This window comes from Actinokineospora xionganensis, assembly GCF_014323725.1.
Classification (GTDB): Bacteria; Actinomycetota; Actinomycetes; order Mycobacteriales; family Pseudonocardiaceae; genus Actinokineospora; species Actinokineospora xionganensis.
Window position 1 is genome coordinate 1 of the sequence record NZ_JABVED010000017.1, and the last position, 15,166, is coordinate 15,166.

A 15,166-nucleotide genomic window follows, 5' to 3' on the forward strand; every position below is an offset into this window, starting at 1 on the left:
GCCAAGAAGCGCCCCGCGGTCGTCAAGTACCAGGAGGTCTCCTCCGCCATTCAGGAAGCCGCGTACGCGGCGATGAGTGGCCAGACAAGCAGCCAGGACGCATTGGCCTCGTTGCAGACGAAGCTGGAGTCCCTGACCGGTAGCTGACTTCGGCACGCGGGGTCCCGGGTGCCGCCGGGACCCCGCCTTCGTTCGCGGAGGGCAACCCATGTCCACTCTCATCGGCGCGCCGGTCGATCCCAAGCCCGCCAAGCCCGTGGGGCGCAGACAGGGAGTCGGGAAGCTCGCCGCCCTGCTCGTGTCGCCGACCCTGCTGGTGCTCGGGATCGTCGTCGCCTACCCCATCGTCTCCGCCATCCGATTGGCGTTCTACCAACGCAAGGAAGGCATCGACCCGGAGACGGGCGTACTGGAGACCGGCAACAAGTTCGTCGGCATCGACAACTTCACCGACATGTTCAGCGGCACCACCGGCGCCCGGTTCCTCAACGCCCTGTGGAACACCACCAGCTTCACCATCGTCGCCGTGGGCCTGGAAGTCATCCTGGGCGTGCTGATGGCTTTGGTGATGCACAAGGCTTTCAAGGGTCGCGCCCTTGTCCGCGCCAGCATCCTGGTGCCGTGGGCGGTGCCCACCGCGATCGCGGGCATCCTGTGGCGGTGGATCTTCCAGGCCGACGGTGTGGCGAACGACCTGCTGCCCGGTGACCCGATTCTCTGGACGACCGACGGGCCGCAGGCGTGGCTGGCGGTCGTCATCGCCGACACGTGGAAGACCGCGCCGTTCATCGGACTCCTTGTGCTGGCGGGATTGCAGGTCATCTCCAACGAGGTCTACGAGGCGGCCAAGCTGGACGGCGCGTCGCCGTGGAAGACCTTCTGGTCGATCACCCTGCCGCTGGTCAAGCCGACGCTCATGGTGGCGGTCCTGTTCCGCATCCTCGACACGCTGCGGATGTTCGACCTGCCGTACACCCTCATCGGACCAGGGAAGAACTCCACCGACACGGTCACGATCCTGGCGTTCGAGGAGGCGGTGAAGTTCACCAAGTACGGACCCGCCTCCGCGTATGCGATCTTCCTGTTCGTCTACGTCGCCGTCGTGGCGTTCGTGTTCGTCAAGTTGCTGGGTGCCGACGTCGTCGGCGCGCGGACCGGGAGGAACCGATGACCGCCACGCTGTCGACCACGCCGACCGCTTCCGCGACCCCGCCCACGAAGCCGAAGAAGTCCGGCTGGCGCTGGCTGCCCTACGTCGGCATCGCGGCGATCGTCGTCTACTGCCTCGCGCCGTTCTATTGGATGCTGGTGTCGAGTCTTCGGCGAACCAACGACATCTTCGACTCCGCGCCTGTGCCGTCGCCGTTCTCGACCGACTCCTACACCGCCGCGTTCGCGGCGAACAACGGCTTCCTCCGCGCTCTCGGCAACAGCTTCCTGGTCGCCGGGACCACCACGGTGCTGGTTCTGATCATCGGCATCCTGACCGCGTACGCGTTGGCGCGGCTGGACTTCCGGTTCAAGAACCTGGTGCTGGCGATCATCATCACGACCAGCATGTTCCCCGGCATCTCGCTGCTGGTGCCGCTGCTGGACCTGTTCAGCAACATCGGCTGGATCAACACCTACCAGGCGATGATCGTGCCCAGCATGAGCTTCGCCCTGCCGCTGGCGGTCTGGAACCTCACCGCGTTCTTCCGCCAGATGCCCGTCGAACTTGAGGAAGCGGCCCAGATCGACGGCTGCACCCCAGCCCAGGCGTTCCGCAAGGTGATCCTGCCGCTCGCCGCGCCAGGTGTCTTCACCACCGCGATCATCACGTTCATCGCGTCCTGGAACGAGTTCATCATCGCCCTGTCGGTGGTCAACAAGAAGGAACTCAAGACCGCTCCCGTGATCACCAGCCAGTTCACCGGCACCACCCAGTTCGACGCCCCGTTCGGCACCCAGATGGCCGCGGGCGTCATCGTGACCATCCCGCTGGTCATCCTGGTCTTGCTCTTCCAACGCCGGATCGTCGCCGGCCTGACAGCGGGAGGCGTGAAATAACAGGCCGTCACCGGTGATGACTCCCAGGTGATTCACCCGTTCGCGCGTGGCGGGGGACGCTAACCAGGCCGTACCGGCGAGCGACTCCCTTCATATGGACACCCGAGTGGACGGGCAGGGCGCCGATCTCGTGCTCGACGCGCTGCCGGATGAGTTGGTCGCCTCCCTGGAGGTGCGCGACGCCTGGCGCGAGCGGGTCGCCGCGCAGCGTGAGGGTCTGGAGTTCCTCATCGACGACCTGGCCCGCTGGCGGCCCGGCTCCGCGGTGCGGGTCGCGTTCCTCGACGGAGACAAGGACCTGCACCGCGACATCGTCGACGCCACGGCGCAGATCACCGACGCCTGCAACCTGGAACTCGACTTCGGGCTCGACCCGGCGAGCGGCGAGTTCCGCCGGTGGACCGTCCTCGACACCGAGCACGCCGCGGACATCCGGGTCAGCTTCGACATGCCCGGCTTCTGGTCCCTGGTCGGCACCGACAGCAACGACAGCACCATCGGCGGCCCGGGCAGCCCGATCGGCGGCGGACCCGGCCAGCGCAGCCTCAACCTCGGCGGTTTCAAGACCGCCAAACCCAACCGGTGGCAAGGCACGGTCCGCCACGAGTTCCTGCACGCGCTGGCGTTCAAGCACGCCCACCAGAACATGCGCGGGCCGTGTGAGGACGAGTTCCGCTGGGACGACGACCCCGGGTACGTGCCGACCAAGGACAACCGGGGCAGGTTCGTGCCGGACGCGGCCGGGCGTCGCCCCGGCATCTACACCTACCTCGCGGGCGAGCCCAACAAGTGGCCGCGGGCCAAGGTCGACCACAACCTTCGCACCAAGGAGTCGCCGGACGTGATCGCGGGCCCGTTCGACGCGAAATCCGTGATGCTCTACCAGTTCGAGCCATTCTTCTACCACTCCGCGCCGAGCGCCTGCGCGCCGACCGGAAACGGTCTCGACCTCTCCGAAGGGGATAAACGCGGCCTGCAGCTGCTCTACCCCCACGCGGCCGACGACCTCTCCGACCTGGCCGGGCGCGCGGAGTCCACTTTGGAGATCATGGGTGCCGGGCAGGAGGCCGACCTGGAGCAATTCCCCTACCTGGCAAGGGTTTTCGACTTGCTCAACGGGATGGTGGGCCGCACGGACTAAGGCGGGCGCGGTGCTTCTGACCGACGAACAGCACAAGCAGGTCGTGTACCTGATCACGGAGTACCTCGGCGAGGGCAGATACGGCCAGGTCGCCAGGGACCTGTTCGGCCCGGAGGCGCTGCGCGTGGTCCCGGCGGGGCTCAACCCGCACAACCACGCCAAGTGGCTGCTGGACTGGTCACTGGCGCTGCCCACGGCCGACACCTTCGTCAACGTCGTGCTGCGGGTCGACGCCGCGGGTGAACTTGTCAAGGTGCACCAGCTCGTGGGCCACTTGCGGACCGGGCAGCTCGACTGGACCGGTCTCGGCACCGGCGAACTGTGGATGCCCGCGGAATGGCCGTTCGCCGACCGGGAGCCGCTGCGGACCCACCTGGGCGACATCGCCCGCGGGGACGGCCCCACCGCCTTGACCATCGACGGCCCCGCCGGGCACGGAAAGCGCACGATGTGCGCCTACATCGACCACTGCGCCCGCAGACACGGCGTCTTCACACCGGTGGTCGAGCACCTGCAGCGGCTGCACGACAACCGGATGGTCGACTACCTCGCCGACCAGCTGCGGCTCAAACTGGGCGTGGTGGTGCCGCCCGCGATCGACCCCGAACCCGAGCGCCGGGCGGTCACCCTTGCCGCGAACCTCGGCGGCTTCGCGGTGCACAGCCGCACCCCGGTCTGGTTCGTCGCCAACCTCGTCGAGCCTGAGCAGGACGCGGGGGTGCTGAAGTTCCTCGGTGAACTGCTGCGGCAGGTCCAGACGACCCCGCTGCTGGCCAAGAAGCTGCGGATCACCGTGCTGGCCGATTTCGCCGCCGTCGCGATGGAGAACCTGCCCGAGATCAACTCCCGGTACACCCTCGCCGAGATCTCCGAGGCAGAGATAGCCGGGTGGCTGGCCGCCGCGGTGCCCGGCAAGGACGAGGCCTACTACCGGCACACCGCCGACCAGGTGATCAGCCATGTCACCGCCCTGCAGCCCACCCCGAGGATGCGGCTGCGTCTGCTGGCGCAGAAGTGCGTCGACGCGCACCGCGTGCTGCTGCAGGAGGCCTGATGGAAGCGGGCGACCGGCTGCGGGAGCTGTTGGCGGTCCTGTTCGACGACCACCGGGAGCTGCAGAGCTTCCTCGCGCTCGAAGGGATGCGGGTGAGCACCCGCCCGGGTGGCAAGGGGTCGTCGTTCGCGGCCGAGGTGTCGATGGAGCTCCGCAGGCGCGGGCTGGTCGACGAGCGGCTCTTCGCCGCGCTCACCAGGCGGTTCCCCGACCGGGCCGACGACATCGCCGACGTCGCCAGGTCCTTTCTCGGCGGGTCTGCTGTGGACACGCCGGCGGTCCGGGAACTGCCCCCGGAGTACGCGGACTTCACCGCGAAGCTGAACGCCGCGCTGTCGGACACGGCGGTCCCCACCGACGAGGAAATCGCGCTGGACGACGACCACCTGCCGTGGACGACGGCCGCGGCGGTGCTGGGGCGGTTCCTCCCGGCGAAGCTGCGCCCGCTGCGGCCGACCCGCACCTCGGCGGTCGGCATGCTCGCGGAGTTCAGCCACACCGCCATCGACGGCTGCTGGATCCTGCTCGACGAGGTCCGGACCCAGTGCCTGCGCCTGCTCTGGGAGACCGGAACCCTGCAGGACGCGCTGGCGGTCAACGCCGACCTGCCCGACGCCGAGCGCGACAAGGTGCGCGAATTGCTCGCGGGCACGCGGCCGAACCTCGCCGGGCTCGGCACGGCCGAACTCGAGGAATACGCCGTCGTCACCGGCTGGCTGGAGGTCGCGGGCGTCCTCGACGAGACCGTCGGCACCGAGGTCGACGCCACCCTGGAGCGCCGCGCGCTGCTCGACCCGCTCCGAGCCCTGGTGGGCACCCACTTCCACGGCCGGGAACCCGAACTGGCGGTGTTCGACTCCTTCGTCCACGGGGTGGCCGACCCCATGCTGCTGTGCCTGCGCGGGCCGGGCGGGGTCGGCAAGTCGAGCCTGCTCGGCAAAGTCCTCCTGGGGCTCGAACAGGCCGCGGGGGAGTACGCGGCGGTCCCGTTCGCCTACCTCGACTTCGACCGCGCGCGCAACGACCCGCGCGACCCGATCGGGCTGCTGCGGCAGATCGCGCGGCAGTTGCGGCTGCTCCACGCGACCACCGAGGAAGCCCGCGCCCTGGCCGCGACCGAAAGCGTCTACTGGGGCTCCGATTTGGAGAAGGCCTCGGCCATTCTCGACATCGACTTCGACCGGCAGGGAAATCTGGCCGCGATGGTCGGCGTCCTCGCCGACCGGCTGCACAAGCTGATGGACACCCACGGCCCCGCCGGCTACCGGACCCCGCTCGTGCTGTTCCTCGACACCTACGAGGAAGTGCAGCTCAAAGGTCCGGGAGCGGTGCGCGACCTCGAGCGGCTCATCGGGCACCTGCTCGCCGCGCTCCCCGATATGCGCGTCATCGTCTCCGGGCGCGGCGACCCGACGGTGTTCACCGGTTTCGAGAACCTGGTCCTGACCCTGGGCGAGCTGGAACCGCCCGCCGCGGACGCGGTGCTCGCCGACCTCGGGGTCGCCGATCTGGCGCTGCGCACGACCATCGTGGCGAAGTTCGGCGGCCACCCGCTGACCCTGCGGCTGGCCGCGGAGGCGTTGGAGCGCACGGGGACCGCGGTGTTCGACGACGTCGCCGCGCGCGGCGACGCGCTCGCCGGGATCGCCATCGAACAGGTCCAGGGGATGCTCTACGGACGCATCCTCAGCCACATCGCCGACCCGGAAGTCCGCCGGATCGCCTACCCGGGCCTGGCGGTGCGGCGGATCACCGTCGACGTGCTGCGCGAGGTGCTGGCCGACCCCTGCGATCTCGACCCCGACCACGCCGAGCTGATCTTCGACAAGCTCCGGTTCGAGGTCAGCCTGTTCGAGCTCGACGGGCCGGACACGCTGCGCCACCGCCAGGACGTCCGCACGCTGATGCTGCGGTCCATGATGGACGAACCCGCCCTGGCCGCCGTCGTGGCGCGCGTCCACCGCCGCGCGATCGACTACTACCAGGCCCGCCCGGGCACCGAAGACCGCGCGGAAGAGGTCTACCACCGGCTGATGGTCGGCGAGGACCCTAGATACCTCGACCGCGTCTGGGACCCGGCGCTGCGCCCGCTGTTGGCCCCGGCGCTCGGCGAGCCGCTGCCGCCAAGGGCGTGGACCTGGCTGAGCAGGCGCCTCGGCTTCGGCGAGACCGACGACCGCGCGGAATGGGACCAGCGCGACTGGGAGGCCGATGCGGAGGGGCGGGCGATGTCGTGGCTGGCCTCCGGCGACCCGGCGAGCGCGCTGGCCGTGCTCGCCGAGCGGACGGAACGGCTACCCGACACCAAGCTCCACCTTGTGGAAGTGCGGGCGAGGCTGGCGGCCAAGGACGTCGAGGGCGCGGCGGCGGCCTTGGAGCGCGGGATGGCCGCGGCCGCGGAGTCCGACGACCGCGACACTCAGGTGGCCCTGGCCGAACAGGCCGTCGTCGTCCGCGGACTGCGGGGCGACGGCGCCGGTGTGGTCAGCGCGGCGGAATGGGCGGTGCGCGGCTGCGACCTTCTCGGCGACCAGACCCGCGGCGTGGACGTGCTGACCGACGCGGTGGGCATCCTGGGCGGACTCGACGACGCAGGCGAAGGCCTCCGCGGCGAGTTGGCGTCCCGATTCACCCACCTGTCGCGGTCCGACCTGCTGGACAACGTGGACCTGGTCCGGCGCGTGCTGCACACCGCGGGCCCGTCGGACGACACCGTGCTGCACCACGCCGCGGTGCAGGTGGGCGACCAGACCGAGGCCGAGGACGGCGTGTTCCAGCACGACCCGTTCGCCGTCGCCCGGCTGCTGCGGGAGATCTCACCGGAAGGCGCGCCCGCGCTCGCGGACCTGGCGGCCGAGGTCGGACTGTCCGGTCGAGGGTGGAAGACCGAGGACCTGGCCAGCTCGGTGGTACGCGCGGGCCGGACCGGCAAGGCGGTCGCGGTCGGGCTGGACTGGGCGCGCGACGCGGGCCAGGCCCGCCGGATGGTCGTCGACACTCTCGTTCGGCCGGTCGCCGGCCACGATGGCAGGAGCAAGTCATGACATTCGCGTATCTGACCTCCGACGAGCTCAGGGAAGTCCAGCAGGCGGCCGTCGACCTCGGCTTCGCCGACGCGGACCAGAGCGCCGCGCTGACCGCGAACATCTCGCGCGCGTTCGTGGCCACCGCGACGCAGGGCGGCACCCCGCTGGCCAAGCTGATGACGCTGACCTCGCGGATGAACACCACGAGGGCGCTGGTCTCCGGCCAGGTCCCGCTGCGGGAGTGGCTCGGGGCGGCCATCCCGATGGCGGGCGGACAGCCGCAGGAGATGGTCTTCCGGCGGGCCCTGGAGCTGATGTCCGCCGACGGGCGGGCGCGGAGCTCACCCGGCGCCGACCCGGCGCCGGTGCTGGTCGACGTCGAGGACCTGCCGCGCAACGACGGCGAACTCGAGGTCGTGATCTTCGAGGACGACACCCTGGACGTGGCGTTCCTGCACACCGGGACGGACGTGTCCCGGTCGGTGGCGAAACTTGTGGTGCACCGGCACTTCGACGGCGTGCCCGCGACGTTGGCGGGCAACGCGCCCGACGTCGGCCACGGCACCGGCTGGATGATCGGACCCAACCTGCTGATCACCAACAACCACGTCGTCAACGCCCGCGTCGGCAGCGAACCGGACGCGAGCGCCGCCGACTTCGACCTGCAGGGCAAGGCGATCCGCGCGCTGTTCGACTTCTACACGACCGACGCGACCGTGCACAGCGCGGTCTCGGCGGGCTGCGTCGCCCACGACAAGACGCTGGACTACGCCATCCTGCGGCTCGCCCCGGACAGCTCGCCCCGGCCGCCGCTGCGGCTGCGGACCAACCCGATCCTCAAACCCAAGGACCGGGCGCTGCGCGAACGGGTCAACGTCCTGCAGCACCCCGGCGGCAACCCGATGCGCCTGGGGTTCCGCAACAACTTCGTCGTCACCGGCACCGCCGACCGCCTCAGCTACCTGACCGACACCGCGGGCGGGTCGTCGGGCTCACCGATCTGCGACGACGCCTGGTTCGCCGCCGCGCTGCACCGCGGGTTCCAGACCATCACCGGCGGATCGGTGTCGGTGTGGGGGCGGACCATCAACCAGGAGAACTACGGCACGCCGATCGGGAAGATCCTGGAACACCTCGCGGCCAACCACCCCGACCTGCGCGCGGAGATCGTCGCGGGCCAGGGTTGACGGTCAGACGCCGATCTTCCCCCAAGGACCCCAGATCGCGAACGTCACGCCGCGGCTGGCCTGGATGTTCACGAACAGCGTGTGCCCGTCGGGGCTGAACGTCGACCCGGCGAACTCGTCGTTGAACCTGGGGGCGCCCGTGCTGCTCACCAGCCGGTTGAGGGCGATGTCGAAGAGTTGCCCCTGCCGGGTCAGGCCGCGCATGTAGTTGTTGTTGCTGCCGTCCTCGCAGACGACGAGCGTGCCCCGGTTGCTGGTGGTGACGTTGTCCGGGAAGTCGAGCACGTCCGCGCCGGGGGACTGGTACTGCAGCCGCAGGACCTCCTCGCGGGTGTCGTAGGCCCAGATCTGGCCGCTCCCGTTGCCGTAGCCCGAGACGTTGTCGGGCCCGGTCTCGGCCGGACCGCCGCCCTGGGTGGAGGTGAAGTAGACGACGCCGCGGTCGATGGCGGCGCCCTCCAGTCGGGAGAAGAAGGCGGCGCCCTGGGCCCAGCCCTGGCTTGCGACATAAGTGATCGCGTCGTTGTTCGAGGTCGGGGCGGGCTGGCCCGGGGTGTAGGGGAACGTCGGTGCCGGGTCCTCGATGTCGACCCATTCCACCTGGTAGGTGGTGCCCGCGGGCTGCCCGGCCTCCAGGTGCGCGTTGGGCTGCCCCTTGACCTTGAGCATCTGCAGCCTGCCGAGGTTGTCCAGGCGCCCGTACTCCATCGGGTCCAGCCGCGGCTTGTACCGGTAGAAGCCCGAGGGGAATCCGAAGTCGTCCTCGGTGAGGTAGAGGCAGCCACCCTCGCGGTCGTATGCCACCGACTCGTGCGCGAACCGGCCCGCCGCGGTGATCGGCTCGCCGTCGGACACACCGTGCGCGGGGACGTCGAAGATGAAGCCGTGCGGCCTGGTCAGCGGGACGTTGGACACGCCGGTGAAGTCCGGGCCCACGTCCGGGCCGTTGACGGTCTCCTCGCAGGTGATCCAGGAGCCGAACGGCATCTGGCCGCCGGAGCAGTTCATCTGCGTGCCGTTGAGGCTGGTGTAGGAGCGCACGACCTCGCCGTACCGGGTGACCTCCACGGAGGTTGTTCCGCCCATGGCCTTCGCGTCGTAGGCCTTGGACACGTCGCCGAACGCCGTGCCCGTGCCGTTGACCTCATGGTTGCGCACCAGCATGACGTTGGTGCCACGCGTCTTGAACGCGCCCATGCCGTCGTGCCTGCCGGGCAGCACCGTGTCGTCGTCCAACACGACCCGGGACTCGGTGTCGTGGAAGGAGCGGTACTGGAAGCCGTCGGGCAGCCAGAGCCGCACGGCGCCGTCGCGCAGGTCGGGCACCGGGCCCAGGGGATACGACACCGCGGGCGCGGCGGCCGCGCGGTTGACGAAGCCGAGGAACGGGCCGCCGAGCAGTGCGCCCGCGACCGCCCCTCGGAGGACGGAGCGTCGGTCCATGTCCACCATCGGACGATCCTGCGCCTAGTTTGTGCGGCTGCGCAAGGGTTCTGTTACCCGACTTTGTGGACGGACACCGCGTAGTCCCCGCCGGAGAAGGGTTCCCGATCCCAGGTGGCGAACCGCTCGACCAGCGACAACCCGGCCGCTTTCGCGTGGGCGTCGTAGTCGGCGACGGTGTAACCCCTGTCGAGGCTGAACCCGGCCACGAGCAGGCGCCCGACATGGCGCGCCACTCCCGCGACGAGGGCCGCCTCGGTGCCCGGCGCGGTGAAGAGCGGGACGTTGCCCGCCATGACCACGATGTCGAAGGCGCGGCCGAGGTCGAGTTCGGCAAGGTCGGACCGCACCCAGGTGATCCCGGGGGCGCGGGCGCCCGCGGTGGCGAGCATGGAGGCGTCGACGTCCACGCCGACCACCTCGATCCCGTGCCGGGCGAGTTCGATGCCCACTCGTCCGGTCCCACACCCGGCGTCGAGCACGCTCGCGGGCTGGTAGGCGCGGACGAAGGTCGCCTCGCCGTGCACGTCGGCGCCGGTCGCGGCCAGGTCGTCGAACCGGCGCTGGTAGTCGTCGCCGTCCCATTGTGTGTCGCTCACGGGGCCACTGTCCCATCCGTCGGTGTTACCGTCCGGCTCTGGGAGGTTTCGATGCGGGTGCTTGCCGTGGTGTTGGCGTTGATGTTCGTGGTCGCGCCCAGGGCGCGGGCGGCGCAACCCCCGACGGTCCTCTATGTCGGCGACTCGGTCGCCGTCCAGAACTCGGGTGCCTTGGCGGCGGCGCTGACCCCGGCGTCTTTCCGGGACGCGACACTGGGCGGGACGGGCATCTGCGACTACCTGGCCGCGACGCCGACGTGGCTGCCCGCCTCGGCGAAGTTCGACAACCTGATCCGGGAAGTCCGCCCCGACCTGGTCATCCTGCAGTTCTGGGGCAACGACTACTACTCGCCCTGCGTCGAACACACCCGCCGCGGCACGGAGACCTTCTACGACCAGTACCTGTGGAACGCCTTCTCCGCCCGCCGCGAGATCTCCGCGGCAGCGGACGCGGTGGGCCTGCCGAGGCCCAAGCTGCTGTGGGTCCTGCAGGCGCCGATGCCCGCACCGCGACAGGAGGTGCCTCGGCGACTCAACTCGATCTACACCTACGCGGCGGACCTGGCGGGCGACCGGGTCAGCGACGCGGGTGCGTTGGTGAGCATGGCGGCGTACCCGTATGACAACCTGCCGCGGGACCGGTATGAGTTCACCCGGTTCCTGCCTTGCACGGAGGCGGAGCGGGGGACGGCGGCTTGCACGGAGCCGGAGGTTTTCGGTGGGGTGACGCGGTTGCGTGCGGACAACGACGACATCCACTTCTGTTTGGACGGGCTTGATCCGGGTCGGGGGTGTGGTGGGGTGGCTCCGGGGATCGGTCGGTATGTCTCGCGGATCTCTTCCGATGCCAAGGCGTGGCTGGGTCTTTAGGGGTCGCAGGCTGTCTGAAGGCGTCGCGTTGGGCCGTTGCGTTCGTGTGGTGGGTCGGCAGCCTCTTGACCTTTGGCATCTGGTAACGAAGTCCTCCATTCGTCTGTTGACGGTTGCCGGCGACTGCACTTGGTTGGGTGCACACGTCCGCTCGGGAGGTCGCGATGCGCCTGGTCACCAAGTTCGCCGCCATGGCCGCCGCGGTGGTGGCTGGGTTGGTGGGGGTGTCGGTGCCCGCCGGGGCCGCCGAGCCCGCCGCCGGTGGGGAGTATCTGGGCGCCGTCACGCTGATCACGGGGGACCGGGTCACGGTTCGTCGGGTTGGGGCAAGGCTGGTGCCTGCCGTGGATCCCGCGGAAGGTCGCGAGCACGTGCACTTCGCGACCACCGGTGACGGGACCAGGTTGCACGTCATCCCGTCCGACGCCTGGACCGAGGTCAACGCCGGGCGGCTCGACCTGCGGCTCTTCGACGTCGCCCTGCTGATTCGGGACGGGTACGACGACGGGCGCACCGACTCGCTGCCGTTGATCGCCGGGGACCTCACCGCGCTGAGCGCGCCCAAGAACGGGGAGATCTGGGTCCAGCGCAAGCAGTCCCGAGACACCGGCAAGCTCTGGCTCGACGGCATGCGCAAGCCCAGCCTGGACGTCAGCGTCCCCCAGATCGGCGCCCCGGCGGCCTGGCAGGGCGGGTTCACCGGCAAAGGGGTCACGGTCGCGGTGCTCGACACCGGGGTCGACGCCACCCACGCCGACCTGCGCGATCGGGTGATCGAGGCCAAGAACTTCACCGACGGCACCCTGCGCGACGAGGACGGGCACGGGACGCACGTCGCGTCCACCATCGCCGGGACCGGGCGGGGGGACCGCGAGTACACCGGGGTCGCGCCCGACGCGAAGCTGTTGGTGGGCAAGGTCTGTGGGCCGCGCGGGTGCCCGGAGTCGGCGATCCTCGCCGGGATGCGGTGGGCCGCGGAGTCCGGCGCCAAGGTGGTCAACCTGAGCCTCGGCGGGCCGGACGCGCGCGGGGACGATCCCCTTGAGGTGGGGGTGAACGACCTCAGCGCCCGACATGGGACGCTGTTCGTCGTCGCGGCGGGCAACGACGGGTCCTACGGCGCCGAGACGGTGTCCTCGCCTGCCAGCGCCGACGCCGCGCTGGCGGTCGGGGCGGTGGACGGCGACGACGCGATCGCGAGTTTCTCCGGGCGGGGGCCGCGGATCCACGACGCCGCACTCAAGCCGGACATCGTGGCGCCCGGGGTGAACATCATGGCCGCCCGCTCCCGCCACTCATTCGGGAGGCCGCAGGAGAAGTACCGCGAACTCAGCGGCACCTCCATGGCCACCCCGCACGTCGCCGGGGCCGCGGCCATCCTCGCGCAGCGGCATCCCGAGTGGACCGGCGCGCAGCTCAAAGCCGCCCTGATGGCCTCGGCGAAACCCATCGAAGCGGGCAACTATGACCAAGGCGCGGGCCGGGTGGACGTCGCCCACGCCGTCAAACAAACCCTCTACGCCGAACCGGCGGCCGTGTCGATGGGCAGGCAGGCCTGGCCGCACACCGACGACACCCCGGTCACCAAGCCGATCACCTACACCAACACCGGTGACCAGCCCGTCACCGTCCGGCTGACACTCACCACCGCGGGACCCGACGGCGAACCCGCGCCCGACATGTTCCGCCTGTCCGCCACCGAGTTGACGATCCCCGCCCGCGGCCAGGCCACCGTGCAGCTCACCGCCGACACGAAGATCGACGCCGCGCAAGGCGCGTTCAGCGCCCGCGTCACGGCCGAGAGTCCGACCGGCCGGGTCACCACGCCCGTCGCCATCGACCGGGAACCCGAGAGCTACGACCTGACCATCAAGACCCTCGACACCACCGGCGCCCTGTCCGACAACAACTTCTCGTTCCTCTTCGGCATCGATCCCTCGCGCTACCGGGGCGTGCCCACCATCGACGGCGTCGGCACCGTCCGCGTCCGCAAAGGCAGCTACCACCTCGATTCCGTCATCAACACCCCGCGGCCGGACGGCGTGACGGTCAACTCCAACAAGGTCGTCCACCCCACAATCGACGTCACCGCCGACACGACCGTCGTGCTCGACGCGCGCTCGGCGAAACCGATCTCGGTCACCTTCGACCGGGCGGGCGTGCTGCCCAAGGCGGTCGGCGCGGGCTACGGCCGGGTCAGCGGGGAACGGGCGGTGTTCACCGGCGTGCTTGGCGACACCTTCGAGCGGATCTTCATCGGCCAGGTCGGGCAACCGCTGCCCGACGCCGAGTTCGTCGCCGACATCGGCGGCGCCTGGGCCGTCCCCGACCGGTTCGGCGAGATCACCCGCGCCGCCGTGGCCTACCACCTCGCGTGGTTCGACTACGGCAGGCTGCCGACCGGGTTCGCCAAGCACGTCGTCGACACCGACCTCGCCGAAGTTCGCACCACGTACCGGGAACAGGCCGACCGGCGCGGCGGCACCAAGATCTGGGTGGCGAAGGAACCCCGCCATGGCACGGCCGTCGGCTACGGCATCCCGTTCGAGCTGCCCCGCACCCGAACCGAGTTCCACAACGTCGACGACCTGTCGTGGTCGGCGGAGTTCCAGCAGTGGCGCAAAGTGCGCAAGTCCCTGCGCACCGAGACGGTCGTGACCGGCGGGGCCGTCACGCACGAAGCCGGAAAGTCCTATGCAGACGACTGGAACAGCGCGGTGTTCGGCCCGAGTTTCCGCGTCGACCAGGCGTCCCGGGCCCGCGACACGATGTCGGTGTCGATCCCGATGTACGCCGACGCCGGCCTCGACCGGGTCGGCGTGTCCGAAATGGACAGCGGGTCGACGGTGCTGTACATGGACGGCGTCAAGGTGGGTGAGTCCGACACCGCTGGGCAGGGCTCGTTCGACGTCCGGCCGGAGCAGGCGGCCTACCGCCTGGAGACCACGGCGACCCGCTCGGCCGTGTCCGGTTTCTCGACGTCGATGTCGACCACGTGGACCTTCACCTCCGTGCGCCCGCCGGACACCGGGCCGGGCAAGGGCAAGGGCGGGGTGCCGCTCCCGCTGATGGTCGTGCGCGCGGCCCCACAGGGCCTCGACGACGGCAACCGGACCACCGCCGACTCGGCGAAGGTGCCCGTGACCGTCCAGTGGAACAAGGGGCTCGACCCGGTGGCGCTCACCTCGCTGACCGTCGAGGCGTCCTTCGACGACGGCCGCACCTGGCGGGCCGTCCCGGTCGAGGCGGGCGTGGCCACGGTCGGCCATCCGCGGTCGGCCCGATTTGTCTCATTGCGCGCGAAAGCCGCCGACGCCACCGGGAATACCGTGGAGCAGACCACAATCCGCGCCTACGGGATCTGAAACCTCCCTAAGATGATCGACATGGCGACATGGGGCGATCTGGCGGCGTACGTCAACGAGACCTACGACGTGCTGTCCGAGGATGAGGGCGAGATCCGCATCCTGTTCAACTTCGAGCACTACGACGACGAGGACGAGCGCACCCAGGTGATCTTCCTGGCCCGCGAGGTGCTCGACAAGCAGCACGAATGGGTGCAGATTGCCTCCCCGGTGGGTCTGGCCGACAAGGTCGACCTGAAGGCCCTGCTCACCGAGGTCGGCCACACCTCGATCGCGTGCGGCGCGGCGATCATGGGCGACCACGTGGTGCTGCGGCACGCGCTGCCGCTGACCACTCTCGACCTGCACGAGTTCACCGAGCCGCTGAGCCTGCTCGCGGGCACCGCCGACCAGATCGAGGAGATCTTCTCCGGCGGCGACGAGTACTGACGC

Annotated in this window: 11 protein-coding genes; 9 read left to right on the top strand and 2 right to left on the bottom strand. The window is 70.0% G+C overall.

The features are described from left to right. Positions 1–208 precede the first annotated feature (208 nt). From GPZ80_RS25350 to GPZ80_RS25375, 6 genes are all read left to right on the top strand, one after another. Positions 209–1,171 carry a carbohydrate ABC transporter permease gene (locus tag GPZ80_RS25350; protein ID WP_187223600.1) on the top strand — a complete coding sequence of 321 codons (963 nt, stop codon included), beginning with the start codon at positions 209–211 and terminating at the stop codon, positions 1,169–1,171. Continuing rightward, positions 1,168–2,049 carry a carbohydrate ABC transporter permease gene (locus tag GPZ80_RS25355; protein WP_187223601.1) on the top strand — a complete coding sequence of 294 codons (882 nt, stop codon included), beginning with the start codon at positions 1,168–1,170 and terminating at the stop codon, positions 2,047–2,049. Before GPZ80_RS25350 ends, GPZ80_RS25355 begins: the two co-directional genes overlap by 4 nt. Positions 2,050–2,143: 94 nt before the next feature. Beyond that, entirely contained in the window at positions 2,144–3,190 is a 1,047-nt protein-coding gene (locus GPZ80_RS25360) for a zinc metalloprotease (RefSeq protein WP_187223602.1), read from the top strand. 10 nt (positions 3,191–3,200) lie between these two features. Further along, positions 3,201–4,244, top strand: coding sequence for a hypothetical protein (locus GPZ80_RS25365; protein ID WP_187223603.1), 1,044 nt, complete (start codon positions 3,201–3,203; stop codon positions 4,242–4,244). Then, positions 4,244–7,288 carry an ATP-binding protein gene (locus GPZ80_RS25370; RefSeq protein WP_187223604.1) on the top strand — a complete coding sequence of 1,015 codons (3,045 nt, stop codon included), beginning with the start codon at positions 4,244–4,246 and terminating at the stop codon, positions 7,286–7,288. The genes GPZ80_RS25365 and GPZ80_RS25370 overlap by 1 nt, the downstream gene beginning before the upstream one ends. Further along, positions 7,285–8,457, top strand: a complete 1,173-nt coding sequence (locus GPZ80_RS25375; RefSeq protein WP_187223605.1) for a trypsin-like peptidase domain-containing protein — start codon at positions 7,285–7,287, stop codon at positions 8,455–8,457. Before GPZ80_RS25370 ends, GPZ80_RS25375 begins: the two co-directional genes overlap by 4 nt. 3 nt (positions 8,458–8,460) lie before the next feature. Here GPZ80_RS25375 and GPZ80_RS25380 read toward each other — a convergent pair whose 3' ends face one another. Together GPZ80_RS25380 and GPZ80_RS25385 are read right to left on the bottom strand one after the other, a co-directional pair. Then, positions 8,461–9,900 carry a PhoX family protein gene (locus tag GPZ80_RS25380; RefSeq protein ID WP_187223606.1) on the bottom strand — a complete coding sequence of 480 codons (1,440 nt, stop codon included), beginning with the start codon at positions 9,898–9,900 and terminating at the stop codon, positions 8,461–8,463. 53 nt (positions 9,901–9,953) lie between these two features. Beyond that, positions 9,954–10,499 carry a class I SAM-dependent methyltransferase gene (locus tag GPZ80_RS25385; protein ID WP_187223607.1) on the bottom strand — a complete coding sequence of 182 codons (546 nt, stop codon included), beginning with the start codon at positions 10,497–10,499 and terminating at the stop codon, positions 9,954–9,956. A gap of 51 nt (positions 10,500–10,550) precedes the next feature. Between GPZ80_RS25385 and GPZ80_RS25390 the strand changes: the two genes are divergently transcribed. From GPZ80_RS25390 to GPZ80_RS25400, 3 genes are all read left to right on the top strand, one after another. After that, positions 10,551–11,369, top strand: a complete 819-nt coding sequence (locus tag GPZ80_RS25390) for an SGNH/GDSL hydrolase family protein (RefSeq protein WP_187223608.1) — start codon at positions 10,551–10,553, stop codon at positions 11,367–11,369. Between the two features lie 137 nt (positions 11,370–11,506). Continuing rightward, the gene (locus tag GPZ80_RS25395; protein WP_187223609.1) at positions 11,507–14,734 is read left to right on the top strand and encodes a S8 family peptidase; all 3,228 of its coding nucleotides are present in this window, start codon (positions 11,507–11,509) and stop codon (positions 14,732–14,734) included. A 21-nt stretch (positions 14,735–14,755) separates the two neighbouring features. Next, entirely contained in the window at positions 14,756–15,163 is a 408-nt protein-coding gene (locus GPZ80_RS25400; protein ID WP_187223610.1) for a hypothetical protein, read from the top strand. The last annotated feature ends 3 nt before the right edge of the window (positions 15,164–15,166 follow it).